17 protein-coding genes and 1 pseudogene are annotated in these 17,775 nt (G+C 69.6%); 7 read left to right on the forward strand and 11 right to left on the reverse strand.

Annotation, left to right across the window (positions count from 1 at the left end; all coding sequences use genetic code 11):
* Complete coding sequence (locus ACP99_RS05225) at positions 1-1,095, reverse strand: AAA family ATPase (protein WP_049985577.1); 1,095 nt, start codon at positions 1,093-1,095, stop codon at positions 1-3.
* A 50-nt stretch (positions 1,096-1,145) separates the two neighbouring features.
* The gene (locus ACP99_RS05230) at positions 1,146-1,679 is read right to left on the reverse strand and encodes an SHOCT domain-containing protein (RefSeq protein ID WP_049985578.1); all 534 of its coding nucleotides are present in this window, start codon (positions 1,677-1,679) and stop codon (positions 1,146-1,148) included.
* Positions 1,680-1,773: 94 nt separating this feature from the next.
* Between ACP99_RS05230 and rnz the strand changes: the two genes are divergently transcribed.
* Positions 1,774-2,709, forward strand: coding sequence for a ribonuclease Z (gene rnz / locus ACP99_RS05235; protein ID WP_049985579.1), 936 nt, complete (start codon positions 1,774-1,776; stop codon positions 2,707-2,709).
* Between the two features lie 27 nt (positions 2,710-2,736).
* Here the strand turns inward: rnz and ACP99_RS05240 are convergent, their stop codons facing one another.
* A complete protein-coding gene (locus ACP99_RS05240) occupies positions 2,737-3,789 on the reverse strand; it encodes an ATP-binding protein (RefSeq protein WP_049985580.1) in 1,053 nt (350 codons plus the stop codon).
* Between the two features lie 191 nt (positions 3,790-3,980).
* On the opposite strand from ACP99_RS05240, the gene ACP99_RS05245 reads away from it, so the two are divergent.
* Positions 3,981-5,963: a DUF460 domain-containing protein gene (locus ACP99_RS05245; protein WP_049985581.1), complete on the forward strand. Its 1,983-nt coding sequence runs from the start codon at positions 3,981-3,983 to the stop codon at positions 5,961-5,963.
* A gap of 15 nt (positions 5,964-5,978) precedes the next feature.
* Here ACP99_RS05245 and ACP99_RS05250 read toward each other — a convergent pair whose 3' ends face one another.
* Both ACP99_RS05250 and ACP99_RS05255 read right to left on the reverse strand, forming a co-directional pair.
* A complete protein-coding gene (locus ACP99_RS05250) occupies positions 5,979-6,296 on the reverse strand; it encodes a PLDc N-terminal domain-containing protein (protein ID WP_049985582.1) in 318 nt (105 codons plus the stop codon).
* Positions 6,297-6,454: 158 nt separating this feature from the next.
* Positions 6,455-7,195, reverse strand: coding sequence for a hypothetical protein (locus ACP99_RS05255; protein WP_049985583.1), 741 nt, complete (start codon positions 7,193-7,195; stop codon positions 6,455-6,457).
* A 223-nt stretch (positions 7,196-7,418) separates the two neighbouring features.
* Here ACP99_RS05255 and ACP99_RS05260 point away from each other — a divergent pair, with 223 nt between their 5' ends.
* The gene (locus ACP99_RS05260; RefSeq protein ID WP_049985584.1) at positions 7,419-8,417 is read left to right on the forward strand and encodes a tyrosine--tRNA ligase; all 999 of its coding nucleotides are present in this window, start codon (positions 7,419-7,421) and stop codon (positions 8,415-8,417) included.
* Positions 8,418-8,642: 225 nt separating this feature from the next.
* Here ACP99_RS05260 and hisA read toward each other — a convergent pair whose 3' ends face one another.
* Together hisA and ACP99_RS05270 are read right to left on the reverse strand one after the other, a co-directional pair.
* Positions 8,643-9,368, reverse strand: coding sequence for a 1-(5-phosphoribosyl)-5-[(5-phosphoribosylamino)methylideneamino]imidazole-4-carboxamide isomerase (gene hisA, locus ACP99_RS05265; RefSeq protein WP_049985585.1), 726 nt, complete (start codon positions 9,366-9,368; stop codon positions 8,643-8,645).
* A gap of 77 nt (positions 9,369-9,445) precedes the next feature.
* Positions 9,446-9,676: a DUF7860 family protein gene (locus ACP99_RS05270; protein WP_049985586.1), complete on the reverse strand. Its 231-nt coding sequence runs from the start codon at positions 9,674-9,676 to the stop codon at positions 9,446-9,448.
* 158 nt (positions 9,677-9,834) lie between these two features.
* On the opposite strand from ACP99_RS05270, the gene ACP99_RS05275 reads away from it, so the two are divergent.
* Positions 9,835-10,095 (forward strand): hypothetical protein, encoded by a 261-nt coding sequence (locus ACP99_RS05275; RefSeq protein ID WP_049985587.1) that lies wholly within the window; start codon positions 9,835-9,837, stop codon positions 10,093-10,095.
* Between the two features lie 78 nt (positions 10,096-10,173).
* Entirely contained in the window at positions 10,174-11,541 is a 1,368-nt protein-coding gene (glmM, locus tag ACP99_RS05280; protein ID WP_049985588.1) for a phosphoglucosamine mutase, read from the forward strand.
* A 19-nt stretch (positions 11,542-11,560) separates the two neighbouring features.
* On the opposite strand, the gene ACP99_RS05285 is transcribed toward glmM, so the two are convergent.
* From ACP99_RS05285 to hisI, 3 genes are read right to left on the reverse strand one after another with little or no spacing between them, the layout of a single operon-like run.
* Positions 11,561-11,851 carry a hypothetical protein gene (locus ACP99_RS05285; protein ID WP_049985589.1) on the reverse strand — a complete coding sequence of 97 codons (291 nt, stop codon included), beginning with the start codon at positions 11,849-11,851 and terminating at the stop codon, positions 11,561-11,563.
* A 6-nt stretch (positions 11,852-11,857) separates the two neighbouring features.
* Positions 11,858-13,078 (reverse strand): DUF7118 family protein, encoded by a 1,221-nt coding sequence (locus tag ACP99_RS05290; RefSeq protein ID WP_049985590.1) that lies wholly within the window; start codon positions 13,076-13,078, stop codon positions 11,858-11,860.
* A 2-nt stretch (positions 13,079-13,080) separates the two neighbouring features.
* On the reverse strand, positions 13,081-13,446 hold the full coding sequence (hisI, locus tag ACP99_RS05295) for a phosphoribosyl-AMP cyclohydrolase (protein ID WP_049985591.1): 366 nt from the start codon (positions 13,444-13,446) through the stop codon (positions 13,081-13,083).
* A gap of 118 nt (positions 13,447-13,564) precedes the next feature.
* On the opposite strand from hisI, the gene ACP99_RS05300 reads away from it, so the two are divergent.
* Positions 13,565-14,563, forward strand: coding sequence for an arsenic resistance protein (locus tag ACP99_RS05300; RefSeq protein WP_049985592.1), 999 nt, complete (start codon positions 13,565-13,567; stop codon positions 14,561-14,563).
* A 29-nt stretch (positions 14,564-14,592) separates the two neighbouring features.
* Here the strand turns inward: ACP99_RS05300 and ACP99_RS05305 are convergent, their stop codons facing one another.
* Positions 14,593-15,624 (reverse strand): A24 family peptidase, encoded by a 1,032-nt coding sequence (locus tag ACP99_RS05305; RefSeq protein WP_049985593.1) that lies wholly within the window; start codon positions 15,622-15,624, stop codon positions 14,593-14,595.
* A 257-nt stretch (positions 15,625-15,881) separates the two neighbouring features.
* Between ACP99_RS05305 and ACP99_RS05310 the strand changes: the two are divergent.
* Positions 15,882-17,737: pseudogene (locus ACP99_RS05310) on the forward strand (helicase C-terminal domain-containing protein).
* The last annotated feature ends 38 nt before the right edge of the window (positions 17,738-17,775 follow it).

Raw genomic sequence — 17,775 nt, forward strand, 5'->3', positions numbered from 1 at the left:
TCAGGCGAACGCCTCGCCGTCGAGTTCCGACTGTCCGCCCGCCCACGCGGCGAGAAGGTGCGTCAGGTGCAGTCGGCCGTCGCTCCCCTCCGCGAGATCGAGATCGACGCTCCCGGCGAGTCGGTGGAGGCGGATCAGGTTCGGTCCGCCGAACTCCTCGGGGTACGTGTCGGCGACGCGCAGCAGTTCCGTGAGCAGTTCCTGACCGCCGAACCCCTCGTCGTCGAGCAGCGTCGTCAACCGCTTTCTGGCGTCGCGGATCTCGCCGGCCGCGGCGGCGTCGAGCACGGACTTCAGGTCGTCGTCGTGGCCCGCCTCCGAGAGGGCCGCCTGCGCCGACTCGACCGTGATCTCGCCGTCGCCCTCGACGGCGGCGTGTTGGGCCGCGAGGACGGCGTAGCGGAGGTCGCCGTCGGCCTTCGAGGCGACGAGGTTCAGCGCCATCGGCTCGACGTCGACGCCCTCGGCGTCGGCGACGTCGCCGAGCACCGCCTCGATCTCGTCGGTCGTCGGCGCGCGCACCGGAACGGGGAAACACCGCGAGCGGATCGGCGGGATGAGCTTCGAGGGCTGCCGCGTCGTGATCACGAACTGCGTGTTGCGGTGGTACTGCTCCATCACCCGGCGGAGCGCCTGCTGGAAGTCCTCGCGGATCGTCTCGGCGTTGTCGAGCAGGACGGTCTTGTACGCCCCGGAGGCGGGCTGATACGACGACAGCTCCTGCATCACGTGCGAGATCATATCCCGCTTGGACCACTCGCGCTTGTACTTGTTCCCCTTCCCGCCCCGGCGGTACTGCTTCGAGAACTCCGTCTGTCCCTGCAGGAACCGCGAGAACCGCGGGTCCTCGCGGATCTCCTTCTTGCTCCGATCGAAGAAGTCGGCGACGTTGATCTCGATCAGGTCCGAGTCGGGATCGTCGTGCGCCTCGCGGGCCAGCGCGCGCACGGCGGCCGTCTTGCCGACGCCCGCGGGCCCCTGCACGACGAGGTTCATCGGTTCGTCGACGGTCCGCGAGAGCCGCTCTCGGACCTCCGCTTGCGGCAGCTCCGCGAGCGACGGCGCGTGCGTCTCGGTCCACAGGGGCGCGTCCATTGCCGTCGGCTAGTCGGCGGGAGGGTAAGAAACTCTCCCTCTGCGGCGGGCTACCGCGAGCGCTCGCCTCCCGCGCGCTCGACCCCCGCGTCGCGGTCGCCGGGACCGACGTCTGATTCGCCCGCGTCGCCAGCGTCGTCGACCCGCTGACGACTCCGCTCGACCCGTTCGCGCGCGTTCTCCGGCGTGTCGGTCGCCAAGAGCGCCTCCAGCTTCCGCTCGAACTGCTCCTCGGAGAGATCGCCGCGGGCGTAGCGCTCTCGGAGGCGTTCGAGCGCGACGTCGACGCCCTCGGAACCCGATTCCGACCGCCGTCGCTCCCCGGCCGCGTCCGGTCGATCCGAACGCGGGTCGGAGCCGTCCGTCGACTCGCCGCGGAGGAGCGACACCAGCGGCACGACGACCGCGTATCCGATGACGAAGACGACCCAGAAGTCGACCGCTTCGAGGACCGGAACGCCGAACAGCGAACCGAGACCCGCGCCGAGCACCAGAAGCGCCGTCGCGCCGACGACGGGGTCGTCGGAGTCGGAGAACCCCGCCTCCCACTCGCGCCGGTCGCCGTCGCGCTCGCCTCGGACCATACGCCACCGTGCGCCGCGTTCGTACAAAAACCTCCGTGGCCGTCGGGGGCCGACGATCCGACACGGGTTTACCGCATCGCTCCTCAGGAGAAGTATGTCGATGCGCGTGACGTTCCTCGGGACCGGCGGAGCCGTCCCGACGACCCAGCGAGGACCGAGTGCGTTCTTCCTCGAACGGGAGGGCGAGGGCCTGCTCTTCGACTGCGGCGAGGGCACCCAGCGGCAGATGATGCGCTTCGGAACCGGCTTCGGGATCTCGCACCTCTTCGTCACGCACCTCCACGGCGACCACGTCCTCGGGCTCCCCGGCCTCGTCCAGACGATGGACTTCAACGATCGCGAGGAGCCGCTGGCGGTCTACGGCCCGCCCGGATCGAAGCGACACCTCAAACGGCTCGTGGGGGCCGGCGGCTACCGCCCCGGCTTCCGCATCACCGTCCGCGAGACCCGCCCGGGAAACGTCGCGCTCGACGCCGACGACTACGAGGTTCGGACGTTCGAGACGGCCCACAGGAACGTCAGTTCGGTCGGGTACGCGCTCGTCGAGGACGACCGGCGCGGCCGGTTCGACCGCGAGAAGGCCGAGTCGCTCGGCGTGCCGGTCGGCCCGAAGTTCGGCCGCCTCCACGACGGCGAGCGCGTCGAACTCGAGGACGGCACCGTCGTCGAGCCCGAGCAGGTCGTGGGCGACCCCCGCCCCGGCCGGCGGTTCGTCTACACCGGCGACACCCGCCCAGTCGACGCGACCGTCGCCGTCGCCGACGACCCGGAGCTCCTGATTCACGACGCCACGTTCGCCGAAGAGTGGGCTGACCGCGCCCGACAGACGGGCCACTCGACGGGCCGTGAGGCCGCCGAAATCGCGAATCGAGCCGGGGCGAAGCGGCTCGCACTCACGCACATCTCCTCGCGGTACGCCGCCGACGCGAGCCCCATCGAGCGCGAGGCGCGCGAGGTCTTCGAGGGCGGGGAGGCGTTCGTCCCCGACGACGGCCGCACGGTCGAGGTCCCGTACCCCGACGACGAGTGACGGTCGGTCCGAGCGAACGCTGCCCGCTCACGCCTTCTGCAGTTCGACCGCGAAGACCGCTCCGTCGCGAGCGGAGCCGCCTGACGCGGGTCGTGCCTCCCGGTCTTCCACCCAGACGTCCCCGCCGTAGGTCTCCACCAGCGTCTCGACGAGATACAGACCGAGGCCGGTCCCGCGGCTTCCGGTGCCGTGTTCGCCCTTTCGAAAGATCGCCTCTTTCCGGTCGTCGGGGATCCCGGGACCGTCGTCCGCGACCCGAATCACCACCGTGTCATCCCGGTCTTCGCCGACGACTCTCACCTCCGGTTCGTCGCCGTCGTTGTGCTGGATCGCGTTCTGCAGGAGGTTTCGCAGGACCGATCCGAGCAGGTCGTCCGCGACGACCGACGCGGTCGGAACCGACTCGCGGAGCACCGTCGCATCGGGGTGTGCGGCGCGGAGGTCTTCGATCTCCCTGTCGACGACCGGCTCCAACGCCACCGCGCCGAGTCGGTCTTCGACCGCCAGCACGACTTCCGCTAGCTCCCGGCCGACGTTCGTGAGGTCGATCGCGTGTTCGGTGTGCTGTCGGGCCGTGTCGAGGTACGCACGGGACGAGCCTTCGCACAGCTCTCGGGCCAGTTCCACGTACCCGTTGATCACCTGGAGGTCGTTCCGAACGTCGTGCCGAAGCAGTTGATTCAGCATCTTCAGTCCGTCGCGCTGCTCTTTCACCTGCTTCTCGTATCGCTTTCGCCCGGTGATGTCCTGACAGTAGGCGACGAACCGGTCCCCCTCGACGGCGACGGCGTCCATCAGGACGTCGACCTCGTGGCCCTCGGCGTGGATCAGCGTATCTTCGGTCCGCACCGCCCCGCGTTCTCTGAGCGCCTCGAAGGACTCGACCCGCCCCGGTTCGGTGTCGCCCGCGGCGAGGTCCGGGATCGCCATCGAGAGCAGTTCCGCCCGCTCGTAGCCGACCAGTTCGCACGCGGCCGGGTTCACGTCGACGTACCGCCCCCGCTCGTCGGCGACGAACACCGCGACCGGCGACTCGTCGAAGTAGGCTCGGTATCGGCCCTCGTCGGGGCACCCAGTCATAGGAATCGAACTGGTCTGAAGTTCAGTCTCACATATATAACAATTCCGAATGCTGCTCGCCGCACCCGCTCGCAGTCGCCGGAATTTCCCGCTGATTCGATCACGCGTTCGCCGGGTCGCGTGCGACGCTCCGCTGTCCGGTCGGCTCGATCCGGCGTGGCATATATATCCGCAGCCGACCTACCCCGGGTGTGACCGACCGGACGAGTGCCCTCGACTCCCTCGTTTTCGGCGTGGACATCCAGAGCGGGGACGTTCGGGGCGACGCTCCCTCCTACGCCCTCGTCGCCTTCGACGGCGAGAACGTCGACCGCGACGTCGTCTCCCACCGCAAGCTCCGCCGGCTCCTCGACCGCGAGGAACCCGCGATGCTCGCGACCGACAACATGTACGAGTTGGCGGCCGACAAGGACGCCCTCGTCCACTTCCTACGCGAGCTTCCGGCGGAGACGAAACTCGTGCAGGTGACCGGCGCGGAGCGCCCCGAACCGCTCTCGCGGGTCGCCTCCAGACACGGCGTCCCCTACGGGAAGAAGCCGATGAAGGAGGCCGAAGCGGCGGCCCGCCTCGCGGCGGCGAACGTCGGCCACGAGGTCTCGGCGTTCTCCGACACCACGACGGTGAAAGTCTCTCGCGGGCGCTCGACCGGCAAGGGAGGGTGGAGCCAGGACCGCTACACGCGGCGGATCCACGGCTCGGTGAAGCGGCGCGCCCGCGAGGTGAAACAGCGACTCGAACAGGCCGACCTGGCGTTCGAGGTCGACGTGACCGAGAAGTACGGCGGCTATGCGAACGCCGTCTTCACCGTGGAAGCGCCGCCGACGGACATCCCCGTCTCGGCGGGCCGCGCCGGCGACACCCGCGTCGAGATCGAGCGCGAGCGCTACGACGGCATCGAGTTCGAGCCGCTGGTCAAGCGCCGCGATCACGTCGTCGTCGGCATCGACCCCGGGACGACGACCGCGGCCGCCGTCGTCGGGCTCGACGGGCGGATCCTCGACGTCTACTCGACGCGGACGGCCGACTCCGCGGACGTGATCGAGTGGTTGATCGAGCGGGGCCGTCCCATCGTCGTCGCCGCCGACGTGACGCCGATGCCCGAGACCGTCGAGAAGTTCCGTCGGAGCTTCGACGCCGCGGGGTGGACGCCGAACTCGGACCTCCCGATCGACGAGAAGCTCCACCGGACGCGCGAGGCGTCCTACGAGAACGACCACCAGCGCGACGCGCTCGCGGCGGCGCTGTTCGCGCTCGACGACCACGAGGACCAGTTCGAGCGGATCTCACAGAAGGTCCCGCCGGATGTCGACCGCGGCGAGGTGATCGCCCGCGTCGTCGCCGGCGAGGAGTCCGTCGAAGCCGTCCTCCGCGACCTCGACGACGACGAGCCCGAGGAGTCGAGCGAGGACTCCCAGCACGAGGAGCGAGAGCTGAGCGAGGAAGAGCAGGAGATCCGCCGGCTCCGCACCCGCGTCGAGCGGCTGGAGTCGCACATCGACGACTTGGAAGCGACGATCGACGAGCGCGAGGAGACCATCTCGGAGTACGAGACCGAACTCTCCGACGCCAAGCGCGAGGAACGTCGCGAGGCCAGAGAGCGCCGCGAGGTCAAGCGGCTCGAACGGGACAAGGAGCGGCTCCAACGCCGCGTCGAGGACCTCGAGACGGAGAACGAGGAGCTCGACGAGAAGCTCGAACGCCTCAAGCGCCTCTGGAAGCTCGACCACTCGAACTTCGCGGACGTCGACACCGACGGCGACCTCGTCCCCGTCAAGGTCGTCGATCAGTTCACCCGCGACGCCATCGAGACCGCTGAGAAGCGGTACGGACTGGCCGCCGGCGACGTCGTCTACCTGCGAGACGCCTCCGGGGCGGGACGCTCGACCGCGGAGCTGCTGGCGGACGTCGACCCGCGCGTGGTCCTGCGCTCGGGCGGGAACCTCTCGGAGGTTGCCGACGACATCCTCTTCGAGCACGACGTCCCGGTCGCGCCCGCCGCGGACGTCACGATCCAAGAGATCGACGAACTCGCGGTCGCCCGCGAGTCGGAGGTCGAGGCGGCGATCGACGACTGGGAGCGCCGCGCCGAGGACCGACAGAAGGAGCGGAAGGCGTCGATGGTCGATCAGATCATCTCCGAGCACCGCGCGGAGACGCGCAGCGAGAGCCGATAGCGGCGTGTTGGCTCGTCAGCGCAGCCCCGCGTCTGCACCGGCCCGATACGGCCCGTCCGGCCGTCCGAGGAAGTAGTATGCGACGAAGCCGACGAACGGGACGAGGAACGCCAACACCGTCCACCCGGTCGCGGAGTCGCTGCCGCGGCCGGTCGCGTCGATGTAGACCCAACCGGGGAGCGCGAGGTGCGCGACGACGAAGTAGAGCCCGAAGCCCGCGAAGTACGCGAACGTCCCGAGGTCCGTGACGGCGATCCACATCACGAGCAGCGGGAGGAACGCCACCGCGACCAACCCAGCGAGGACGACGAACGGCGAGCGGGTCGTAGCCATCAGCGGGGGTTGGAACCGCGCGCGTATGACCCTTTCCAGTGAACGCTTCCGGCGACCGGCGATCGATCCGTTCGGTCGCGGTCAGAACTGGGGGTCGCACGAAAAACCACCCTCGACGGAGCGAACGCTGAAGCCGTGGTCGTACTGGACAGGACCGTTTACGCCCGGCTCGACGTCCAGTTGAGGGCGATAGTGGTACCGGGCTCGACGTGCTCCGTCGGCGTCACCTGAATCACCCGCGCCCACGTGCCGCCCTCGGGGGCGGTGTAGACGTCACCGCCGCAGTAACAGTCGACCTCCAGCGCGGTGTCCTCCTCTTCGTGTCCGTCGTGAGGATAGCCGGACCGGTCCCACGAACTCCACTCGAAGGTCTCCTCGTCGTCCTGGCGAGCGAGGAGCGTCACCATCAGCGGTTCGCCGATGGAGGTCGTCCCGTAGTGGACGTCCTCCCGGTCGGTGTCGACGGTGTCGAGCGCCTCCGGTGGATCGGGGAGGAGGTCGACCGCACCGAGGTCTTGGGTGTCGTAGGTCTCCGTCGCCTGAACCTCGGCGTCCTCGGGCGCGTGATACACCTCGGTCGTGAACGGCAGCGAGGAGTCCTCGAGGCGGAAGCCGATCAGCACTTCCTCCGAGGATACCGACGTCTCCTCGACCAGCGTCGCGTGGACCTCCTCGGGGTTCCTGACGAACTGGTCGGCATCGGATCCGTCGGTCGACGTCGGTTCCTCGGTCGCGTTCGCCGTCGACGTCGCGGTCGATTCCGTCGTCGGCGTCTCGGTCGCGGCGTCGGTCGTCTCCTCCATCGAGTCCGACGAGCTACAACCAGCGACCCCGGCGACGAGGACGCTACCGACTGTTTGGAGGGCTCTCCGTCGCGTCTGATCCATCTTCTTGCCCATAGGCGCGTGTGTCGTTGCGGTCACTTAACCACCCACAACCATTCACCCGGAATAAACGGCTTAGAGACCTCCTAAACGCCTCGTAACTGCGTTTTCGATTCTCCACTATGCGTCGATCTCGGCGATAGCGCGGGGTTTTGCGACTGCGTGTTGACCCCGCCTCCGGGCGGCGTGGCGACGTCATCCCAGAAGTCATATGCCGGAGTCGCGATTTGCTCTCAGTATGGACGCCTACGAGCTGATCACCCGGAACGTCTCCGAGGTGGTCACAGAGGACGAAGTGCGCGCGCTAGCCGAAGATCCCGACGGAAAGCGGGCGTACGTCGGCTACGAGCCCTCGGGCGTCCTCCACATCGGTCACATGCTGACGGCGAACAAGCTGATCGAACTGCAGGAGGCCGGCTTCGAGGTCGTGGTTCTCCTCGCGGACGTCCACGCCTACCTCAACGGCAAGGGAACCTTCGAGGAGATCCGAGAGACGGCGACGCGGATGCAGGAGCAGTTCGTCGCCTACGGCCTCGAGGAGTCCCAGACGGAGTTCGTGCTGGGCTCGGAGTTCCAACTCGACGAGGAGTACGTGCTGGACCTGCACGCTCTCGAACTGGAGACGTCGCTCTCGCGGGCCTCCCGGGCGATGGCGGAGATCGCCGGCGGCGACACCGCGACGGTCGCGCAGGCAGTCTACCCGCTGATGCAGGCGCTCGATATCGTCTACCTCGATGTCGACCTCGCGATCGGCGGGATGGAACAGCGGAAGGTTCACATGCTCGCCCGCGACACGCTGCCGAGCATCGACGCCGACTCGCCGACCTGCCTGCACACGCCGCTGATCGCGGACCTGACGAGCGGCGTCGGCAAGATGTCCAGCAGCGAGGGCCTGTCGATCTCGATGGAGGACACGGAGAGCGACATCGAGGAGAAGGTCAACAAGGCCTACTGCCCCCCGACGGCCGATCCCGAACCGACCGACGAGGGCGAGGACCGAGAGAACCCCGTGCTGCAGATCTTCGAGTACCACGTCTTCCCGCGCTTCGGCGAGGTCGTCGTCGACCGCCCCGAGCAGTACGGCGGCGACCTCCACTACGAGTCGTACGCGGATCTGGAGGCCGACCTCGAGTCCGGCGAACTCCACCCCGCGGACGCGAAGGGCGCGCTCGCGACGTACCTGAACCGGCTCATCGAACCCGGCCGCGAGAAGATCCGCGAACAGCGTTCCGACTGACGGGCCGCTGCGTCCGTCCGTTCGCCCGTCTGACGCCCGTCTTGCTGAGATTGATGCTCTCTCGTCGACGAGTACCGGAGAGGATGAGACTCAAGGGGGTCGCGCTGTGTGCGTTCGCGCTCTGTTTCGGAGGCCTGTTACTGTTCTCCAAGTCCGCTGTCGTGACCGGGCTCGGCCTCGCGGTGATAACGATCGCCTGCGCCGCGATCGTCTCGCGGCTCCACTTCAGACGCCCATCGCGTCCGCGAGGGTGAACGACCCCTCGTAGAGCGCGGTGCCGACGACGACGGCCGCCGCGCCGGCGTCTCTGAGCGCCCGGACGTCGTCGAGCGAGGCGACGCCGCCGGAGGCGACGACCGGGATGTCGACGGCGTCGACGACCCGCTTCGTCACCTCGGTCTGGACGCCCGCCTGCTTTCCCTCGACGTCGACGTCGGTGAAGAGGATCGATCCCGCGCCGAGTTCCTCGTAGCGCGCGGCGGCCTCGGCGGGGTCGAGGCCGGTTCCCTCGGTCCACCCCGACACGAGGACCTCGCCGTCTTTCGAGTCGAGACTCACCATCACGCGGCCCGGGTACTCCGCCGAAACGTCTGCGACCAACTCGGGGTTCTCGACGGCGGCGGTCCCGAGGATCACGCGCGCGACGCCTCGGTCGAGGAGGTCGGTGGCGTCGGCTGCGGTCCTGATCCCGCCGCCGAGTTGCACCGGGACGCCGACCGCATCGACGACGGCCTCGACGGCGGCGGCGTTCGCGCGCTCGCCCTCGAACGCGCCGTCGAGGTCGACGAGGTGCAGCGTCTCCGCGCCGGCGTCGACCCAGCGGCGGGCCGCCTCGACGGGATCGCCGTAGCGCTTCTCGGTGCCGCGTTCGCCCTGCACGAGCTGGACGACCTCGCCGTCCTGCATGTCGACGGCGGGGATGACCTCGAAGTCGGGGAAGAGATCGCTCATACCGACTCCTCCGCGACGATGCGGCCTAAAGTCTCCGGAGCGCCGTGGCGACTCCCGGTCCCCAGACCGACTGGCTCTCACTCCGTCAGCGGCAACAGCACGCCGAACACGAACGGCGAGAGCAGCGCGATCGCCACGCCGATCCACTCGGCGTCGACGAGCAGCGCGTGTTCCCACGCGGGGACTGCCGCCCCGGTCGCCGCGATCGCGAACTCGCCGAGCGCGCCGAGCGCGAACAGTCCGATTCCGAAGAGGAAGCTCCGTTTCGTCAGGGTCGGGTAGTCGACGTCGCCGTACCGTCCTGCCATACGCGTCGACGCGCCGGCGTCGTACTACAGGATTTCGCTTGGGGAATCGACGACGAAACCGGGGCGAATCTGCGATTTCGACAACTCCCGAGACGGCTGCCGCCGATCGGTACCGCCGGACCGAAAGGGCCACAACGCCCGTTGCGGTACGGAGGGCTATGACGACGGCGCTACTCGAACTGGTTCCTGTGCTGCTCGAACTCTCCGCGTTCGGCATCGGCGCGCTCGGACTCTCGCTCGTCGGCGCGTACGTCGAACGGTTCGCGATCGTGACCGCCCAGCACGGACAGCCGATGCTCGCGCTCTGGGCGGCCCTGATGGGCGCAGTCGCGCTGTACTTCGCGTACTCGCTCACGACAGACCGCGTGGTTCCGGCGCTCGCCGATCTCACCGGGCGGGCGGCGACGTCGGCGGAGTGAGCGCGGGCGGAATTCGCCCACTCCTGCCGGCTCCCCGTGTCGCAACCGCTTTCACTCACGCCCGAGGAGTGACACCCAATGAAGCTCTTCGGTTCGAGCGGGGCGCGCGGCGTCGTCGGCGACGGCCTGACGCCCGAGTTCGTGCTCCGCATCGCGAAGGCGGCCGGGACGGTGTGGGAGACCGACCGCGCGGTCGTCGCCCGCGACACGCGAACGACGGGGGAGATGCTGACGAACGCGGCGACGAGCGGCCTCGAGAGCGTCGGTCTCGACGTCGACAGGCTCGGCCCGACCCCGACCCCGAGCGCCGTCCGCTACGCCGGCGAGAACGAGCGGCCGGCGATCGTCATCACGGCCTCGCACAACCCGCCGGAGTACAACGGCGTCAAACTCGTCGGCGCCGACGGCGTCGAACTGTCCGTCGAGGACCTCGAGACGATCGAGTCGCACGTGCTCGCCGAGGACTTCGCCACCGCCGCGTGGGACGGGGTCGGCGAGTCCCGGCGAGTCGACGCGGCGAACCGCGAGTACGTCTCCGACCTGCTCTCGGCGATCGACCGCGAGTCAATCGCCGCCGCCGACCTCACGGTCGCGCTCGATCCGGGCCACGGCGCGGGCGCGCTGACGAGCCCCGAGTTCTTCCGGCGGCTCGGCTGCGACGTCGTCACCGTCAACGCCACCCCCGACGGGCACTTTCCCGGCCGCGACTCGGAGCCGGTCGAGGAGAACCTCGGGGACCTGAAGTCACTCGTGCGGGCGGCCGACGCCGACGTCGGGATCGCACACGACGGCGACGCCGACCGGGCGGTCTTCGTCGACGAGCGCGGCGAGTTCGTCGCCGGCGAGGCGTCGCTGGCGGCGCTGGCGGCGGCCGCGCTCGAACCGGGAGACACCACCGTCGCGGCCGTGAACGTCTCCCAGCGGCTCGTCGACGTCTGCGAGGGCGTCGGCGCGGACCTCGAACTCACGCCGATCGGCGCGACGAACATCATCACGCGCATCCGCGAACTCGTCGCCGCCGGCGAGCGCGTCCCGGTCGCCGGCGAGGGAAACGGCGGGGTCTTCTTCCCCGAGTACCGGCTCGTCCGCGACGGCGCGTACGTCGGCGCGAAGTTCCTCGAACTCGTCGCCGAGCACCCGGTCTCCGAACTCGTCGAGCCGTACACCGACTACGAGAACGTCCGCGTCAACCTCTCGTACGACACCGAGCGCGAACTCGACGCGATGCTCGCCGCCGCCGCCGACTTCGCCGACGCCGCGGACGCCGAGCCGAACACGACCGACGGTTACCGCCTCGACTACGGCGACGCGTGGGTGCTCGTCCGCCCGTCGGGGACCGAGCCGAAGGTGCGCGTCTACGCCGAGGCGAGAGACGGGGACCGCGCGCGGGAACTGGCCGACGGCGCCGCCGACGCGCTCCGTGCCGCGCTCGACAGACTGGACTGACGGCCTCTCCGAACCCGTTTCACAGAGAGAGCACGCCGAACAGGAGGCAGAGCAGGCCCAACGCGATGAGGACGACCCCGCGCTCGAAGTCGACGTCGTCGCCGCGGTCCGCGGCTCCCCCACCGTCGCCATCGCCCGGTTCGTCCCGCCACTCGGCTGCATCGGTCGGTTCCTCCGGCCACCCGACCGTTTCGGCGGGCGCCTCGGACCGCTCCAGTCGGCGGACCGCTCGCTTCGTCCGCAGGGCGCGTGCGCCGTAGAACAGACAGAACGCGCCCGCGAGGAACGCGGCGGCGGAGACGACGACCATCGGCGGTTACAAGCTCGTTCCGGAAGTGCCCCCATCGGCGTCGCCCCCGGCGGCTGACCCGCCTTCTAGGACGGCAGAGAGGCGATCGCGGACGTCTCGAAGGCGCTCGAGTTCGGCTGCGGCCGCGCCCGACCGCACCCGCTCGCGCGCCTCGGCGTCGAGTTCCTCGTGCGCGCGAGCGACGAACCGGAGGTCCGCGTAGTCGTCGCGGCGCGTCAGGTCCCGAACGGCTCTGAGCCGCGCGACCGTCTCCCCGCTCGCGAACCGACCCAGCAGCGACGTCGCCTCGCGGGCCCAGAGGCGGAGCGTCTCCGCGTCCGGCGGCGGCAGCGACACCGTCAGCGGCTCCGCGGAGAGCCGCTCGAGGAACGTGCGGTGGACCGCGACGGTCGTCTGCAACAGCGCGGGGTCCTCAGCGTAGTGATCGAGCTTCGAGCCGGTGTAGTCGGCGTACTCCAACAGCGTCGGGATCGGCTCGTCGGCGTCGGGGCTCTCGCGGACGAACTCCCGCAGGTCACGCGGCGGGGCGTCGAACGCGACGAGCGGGAACGACTCGGCGCGTTCGAGGAGGCCGATCACGTCCGCGGCGGGGGCGGAGTCGTAGAAGGACCGAAACTCCTCGGTGACGGCGTCGTTGTACGCCTCGATCGGCTCGCGGAGCTGCTCGACGGGGGCGTCGAGGTCGGCGTCGGCGAACGCGAGCATCTCCTCGCGCCGCTCGATCTCCTCCTCGAGGTCGCGCAGGTACAGCTTCGCGTCCCGCTTCGCCGCCGAGACCGCCTCTTTCGCCTCCTCGCGGCGGTCGAGGAGGTCGACGTAGTCCGCCGCGGGTTCGAGGTCCGCGCGGGCGGCGTCGAAGTCGTCCTCGCTCAGCCGGCGGCGGTCCATCCGCTCGCCGGCGGCGTCGAAGGCGTCCGCCGCTGGGACGCCCTCCTCGAGGTCGTCGACGAGGTCGAGGAACTTCCCCTGGAACTCCACGTACGCCTGGAAGTCGCCCGTTCCGGTCGCCGAGCCCTCGTAGCGATCGAGCAGGCCCATCGCCTTCCGGTACGTGTCGGCGACGTCGACGACGACCTCCTCGCCCACCTCGTCGATCTCACTCTCGACGCGCTCGTACCGCGCTCTCGCCGCGCGGAGGTCCTCGATCCGCGATTCGGCGGTCGCGACCGCGCTCTCGACGCCGTCGGAACCGCGGGCCTCGCCGTCGATCGCGTCTGTATCGGCCATCGTCAGTAGACGTCGTCGGGGTCGAACACGCGCTCGCCGACGTGCTCGCCGTCGATCGTTCGGTAGAAACAGGAGCGGTGACCGGTGTGGCACGCGCCGCCGGACTGCTCGACGAGGTACAGGAGCGTGTCGGCGTCGCAGTCGACGCGGACCTCCTCGACCGACTGGGTGTGCCCGCTCGTCGCGCCCTTCTCCCAGAGCTCGTCGCGGCTGCGCGAGTAGTAGTGCGCCCGGCCCGTCTCCCGCGTGCGTTCGAGCGCCTCCGGGGAGACGTACGCCAGCATCAGCACCTCGCCGGTGTCGGCGTCCTGTGCGACGGCGGGGACGAGGCCGTCCTCGCCGAAGTCGATCTCGACGTCGTCGGTCATTGTCTCATCGGACGCCGGTGCCGCCGATAGGTCTTTTGCCCCCGTCGGGCGGGGACTCGATCGGGTGCGGTTCCGAACGGAGCACCAGCGCTATTGCCGCGCGTCGAGACGTCCACGTATGCGCTCGAAGGCGTGGCTCCAGCGGAACCAGGTCGTCGTCTACGCCGTCAGCGTCGCGCTCGCGGCGGCGTTCGGCGTCGGCCTGCCGTCGGCCGCGCCGCTTTTCGAGGCGTCGATCACGCCCGTGCTGGCGGTGCTCCTTTACGTGACGTTCCTGGAGATCCCTTTCGTCAGATTCCGCGAGGCCTTCACCAACGTTCGCTTCCTCGGGGCGGCGCTCGGGATGAACTTCCTCGTCGTGCCGGCGGTCGCCTTCGCCTTGACGCGCGTGCTACCCGCCGAACCGGCGATTCTGCTCGGTGCCCTGCTGGTGCTTCTCACGCCGTGTGTCGACTACGTCATCGCCTTCACCGACCTCGCCGACGGCGACGCAGAGCAGGTGACCGCGGTGACTCCCGCGCTCCTCCTGGTTCAGTTCGCCCTGCTTCCGGGGTATCTGTGGCTGTTTCTCGGCGACAGCGTCGCGCCCGTCATCAGCGCGGGGCCGTTCGTCGAGGCGTTCCTGTCTCTGATCGCGATCCCGCTGACGCTCGCGTGGCTCACTGAGGCGCTGGCGGACCGCGCGACCGCGGCCCGGCGATGGCAGGCAGCGATGGGCTGGCTGCCGGTGCCGGCGATGGGTGCGACGCTGCTGGTCGTCGTCGCCTCACAGCTCCCCCGCGTCGCGGATTCCGCCGGGCAACTCCTCGCTGTCGTCCCCGTCTACGTCGCGTTCTTGGCCGTGATGCCGGTTCTCGGACGGATCGCCGCCGGGCTGTTCGGGATGGACGCGGGAGAGGCCCGGGCGCTCGTGTTCACGTCGGTGACGCGGAACTCGCTCGTGGTGCTCCCGCTGGCGCTGGCGCTGCCCGCGGGCTACGAACTGGTCCCCGCGGTGGTCGTCACGCAGACGCTGATCGAGCTGACGGGGATGGTCGTCCTCACGCGAGCCGTCCCGGCGTGGCTCGTCCCGACGGCACCGGAGACGGCGATTCCCGGGCAGTTCCGGTCCGAATGAACCGTGACGAGGCGACCGTCGGCGGCGACTCAGACGATCCCGAGCGTGCCGATCGCACCGAAGACCAGATCGCCGTAGGTGAACGCCACGAGCGTCCCGACGAACATCGGGACGAGAAACGGGATTCCGGGCGAGATCCAGACCTCCTCGCGCTCGGTGACGACTTTCAGCCCGCCCCGCAGCTTCTCGGGCGTCGTGCCGTAAGCGGTCCCCTCGATGTCGTCGAGGAAGGCCTCGGCGGCCCACTCGTCGTCGACGTCGCCGCCGGCGGTGAGGCTCTCGGTGTCCGCGCCCGTCTCCCCGCCGTCGGTTTCCACGCCCGTGGCGTCGTCACCGCGGGAAGGACCGTCGCGCCCGAGGCCGACCGCGCCGTCGGTCGGATCGTGCGTCTCGCCGACGCTTTCCGGATCGCGGAACCGCTCGGGCGACGCCCGGAGTTCCTCGAGCGTCAGCCCGCGCCAGCGGAGGTACATCCGGAGCGCGTCGATGTCGAGGCCGTTCCGCGAGAACCCCTCGGGCGTCTCGTAGAGTTGGCCGTGCGCCTCGCGGAGGTCCTCGACGGCGATTCGCTGGCCGAGAAAGGAGATCGGAAACCGGACGTCGCCTGCGAGGAGGTTCCGCGCGCCGAGCGCGACCGGGTACGCGGCGGCGAAGACGACCGTGTTCGTGAGGATCGTCATCGAGAAGACGCCGAGCGTCGTGACGACCTCCGGGAGGGTGAAGCCCGCGAAGTAGTACGTCGGGTACGTGGGCAGGAGGATCGCGAGCGTGATGAGCGCCTTCGCGTCCGCGCCGCCGAAGCCGCCGATCCACCAGAGGCCGTAGGCGACCGGCGCGACGAAGAAGAGGCTGATCGCGACCTGCACGAAGAAGAGCGCGTCAGCCGACGTCGACAGCGAGAGGTGGCCGACGGCCTCGACCGCGAGCAGCAGGACGCCGAGTACGACCAGCGGGAGCCACGTCCGACTCGGCACCCGTCTGGTCTCGACGTCGCGCCACGCGGCCCACCCGAGGACCGGGAGCGCGACCAACCGCAGCAGATCCGGAGCGCTGGCGAACATACCGGGAAAGCGACCGCGGGCGTGTTGTAGTTTGCGCCTACGCGCTCGTTTTGTCGTACCTCGTTTCGGTTCGGTTGCGACGCTGTCGGCTTCGGATGCCCCGCGCTCTCTTCCATTCCCGCTCGTCGTCTCTCAGTCGCAACGCTGCGGCGGTTTCTCTGTCGGCGATCGTCCGGCCCGAGGACGACGCTCTTTCGCACACCTAACCGAACCGCCGTCGTCTGAACCTTTTTATCCGAGAGCGGCACAGGGCGAGTGTGGACCCCGATCGGATTCCCTCGTCGTTTCCGGCCCCGAGCTACCGCGGCGCGCAGGAGCAGGCGCTCTCGGACGTTCGCGACGCGTTCGCCGCCGGAACGACGTCGTGCTCGTCCGCGCGCCGACGGGGAGCGGGAAGTCGCTGCTCGCGCGGGCCATCGCGGGCGCGGCGGCGACGACCGACGAGGTCTCGCCCGCCGCGGCGACCGACGCCTACTACACGACGCCGCAGGTCTCCCAACTCGACGACGTCGCCGAGGACCCACTTCTCGACGATCTCAACGTCATCCGCGGGAAGTCGAACTACACCTGCATCCTGAACGGCGAGACCGACACGCCGGTCGACCGCGCCCCGTGCGTCCGACAGTCCGGGTTCGACTGCTCGGTCCGGCACCGCTGTCCGTACTTCTCCGATCGGGCCATCGCCTCGAACCGACGCATCGCGGCGATGACGCTCGCGTACTTCATGCAGACCGCCGGATCCGACGTCTTCCGCAAGCGCGACGTCGTCGTGATCGACGAGGCCCACGGCCTCGCCGAGTGGGCCGAGATGTACGCGACGGTCGATCTGAACCCGCGGACGGTTCCGGTCTGGGACGACGTGGGCGTCCCCGACGTCGCGGCCGAGGGCGACCCCCTCGAACGGACCGTTCGCTTCGCCGAGACGCTCGCCGGCGTCGCCGAGCGCGCCAAGGACGAACTGCTCCGAAAGCCGGAGTTGACGCCGCAAGAGGCGGCCCGTCGGGACCGCCTCCAAGAGCTCCGCTCGGAACTCCAGTGGTTCGTCTCCGACTACCGCGACCCCGAGAGCCCGACCACGTGGGTCGTCGACCAGCCCGACGGCGAGGGCGGGGCCATCTCGATCAAGCCGCTCGACCCCGCGCGCTATCTCCACCACACCGTCTGGGACCGCGGCAACAAGTTCGCGCTGTTGTCGGCGACGATCCTCAACAAGACGGCGTTCTGCCGGGGCGTCGGCCTCGACCCCTCGAACGTCGCCCTCGTCGACGTCGAACACACGTTTCCGGTCGAAAACCGGCCGCTGTACGACGTGACGCAGGGGAAGATGACGTACGAGGAGCGAGACGAGACGCTTCCGAAAGTGGCGCGAACGCTGGTCCGGATTATGGCGGAACACCCCGACGAGAAGGGGCTCGTCCACTGTCACTCCTACGCGATCCAGTCCGAGCTGCGCCGGCGACTCGCACAGCTCGGCCTCGGGGGTCGCGTCCGCGGGCACGACCGCGAGAACCGCGACGCCGAGCTGGAGTCGTGGAAGGCGACCGACGACCCCGACGTCTTCCTCTCGGTGAAGATGGAGGAGGCGCTGGACCTCTCGGGGGACCTCTGTCGCTGGCAGGTCGTCTGCAAAGCCCCGTATCTCAACACGAACGACTCCCGCGTCGCCCGCCGCCTCGAAGAGGGGCAGTGGTCGTGGTACCGACGCGCGGCGCTCCGGACGGTCATCCAGGCGTGCGGCCGGGTCGTCCGCGCGCCCGACGACCACGGGGCGACGTACCTCGCGGACTCCTCGCTGCTCGATCTCTTCGAGCGGACGCGCGGCGATATGCCGTCGTGGTTCCGCGAGCAGGTCGACCGGCTCTCGACGCCGGCGCTCCCCGAGTTCGATCAGGTCGCGGCCGGCGGTCGCGGCGGCTCCGGATCGAACGCCGCCGGGAGCCGAACCGATCGCAGCGGAGGTCGCTCCTCGACGGCGACGGGGCGTAACTCCGCGGAGTCGACGTCGCGGGCTTCGCGCGCGACGCGGTCGGACGGGACGAGTTCGTCGAGCGATCGCTCGACGGACGACGACCGGTCTTCGCACCCGCTGTCCGACGTCTGGGGCGACGGCTGATACGCGGGCTGCCGCGAAACGTGCAGCGCGCTCACAGC

The sequence above is a fragment of the Halobellus rufus genome (assembly GCF_000739575.1).
In the GTDB taxonomy this organism is placed as follows: Archaea; Halobacteriota; Halobacteria; order Halobacteriales; family Haloferacaceae; genus Haloquadratum; species Haloquadratum rufum.

Bases quoted from the DNA above. Each gene is read 5' to 3' on its own strand.
- ACP99_RS05275 (WP_049985587.1), top strand. From the start codon at position 9,835: ATGACGACGGCGCTACTCGAACTGGTTCCTGTGCTGCTCGAACTCTCC.
- ACP99_RS05225 (WP_049985577.1), bottom strand. From the start codon at position 1,095: ATGGACGCGCCCCTGTGGACCGAGACGCACGCGCCGTCGCTCGCGGAG.
- ACP99_RS05250 (WP_049985582.1), bottom strand. From the start codon at position 6,296: ATGGCTACGACCCGCTCGCCGTTCGTCGTCCTCGCTGGGTTGGTCGCG.
- ACP99_RS05290 (WP_049985590.1), bottom strand. From the start codon at position 13,078: ATGGCCGATACAGACGCGATCGACGGCGAGGCCCGCGGTTCCGACGGC.
- ACP99_RS05260 (WP_049985584.1), top strand. From the start codon at position 7,419: ATGGACGCCTACGAGCTGATCACCCGGAACGTCTCCGAGGTGGTCACA.
- ACP99_RS05285 (WP_049985589.1), bottom strand. From the start codon at position 11,851: ATGGTCGTCGTCTCCGCCGCCGCGTTCCTCGCGGGCGCGTTCTGTCTG.
- hisI (WP_049985591.1), bottom strand. From the start codon at position 13,446: ATGACCGACGACGTCGAGATCGACTTCGGCGAGGACGGCCTCGTCCCC.
- ACP99_RS05300 (WP_049985592.1), top strand. From the start codon at position 13,565: ATGCGCTCGAAGGCGTGGCTCCAGCGGAACCAGGTCGTCGTCTACGCC.
- ACP99_RS05255 (WP_049985583.1), bottom strand. From the start codon at position 7,195: ATGGGCAAGAAGATGGATCAGACGCGACGGAGAGCCCTCCAAACAGTC.
- ACP99_RS05240 (WP_049985580.1), bottom strand. From the start codon at position 3,789: ATGACTGGGTGCCCCGACGAGGGCCGATACCGAGCCTACTTCGACGAG.
- ACP99_RS05270 (WP_049985586.1), bottom strand. From the start codon at position 9,676: ATGGCAGGACGGTACGGCGACGTCGACTACCCGACCCTGACGAAACGG.
- ACP99_RS05230 (WP_049985578.1), bottom strand. From the start codon at position 1,679: ATGGTCCGAGGCGAGCGCGACGGCGACCGGCGCGAGTGGGAGGCGGGG.
- glmM (WP_049985588.1), top strand. From the start codon at position 10,174: ATGAAGCTCTTCGGTTCGAGCGGGGCGCGCGGCGTCGTCGGCGACGGC.
- rnz (WP_049985579.1), top strand. From the start codon at position 1,774: ATGTCGATGCGCGTGACGTTCCTCGGGACCGGCGGAGCCGTCCCGACG.
- hisA (WP_049985585.1), bottom strand. From the start codon at position 9,368: ATGAGCGATCTCTTCCCCGACTTCGAGGTCATCCCCGCCGTCGACATG.
- ACP99_RS05305 (WP_049985593.1), bottom strand. From the start codon at position 15,624: ATGTTCGCCAGCGCTCCGGATCTGCTGCGGTTGGTCGCGCTCCCGGTC.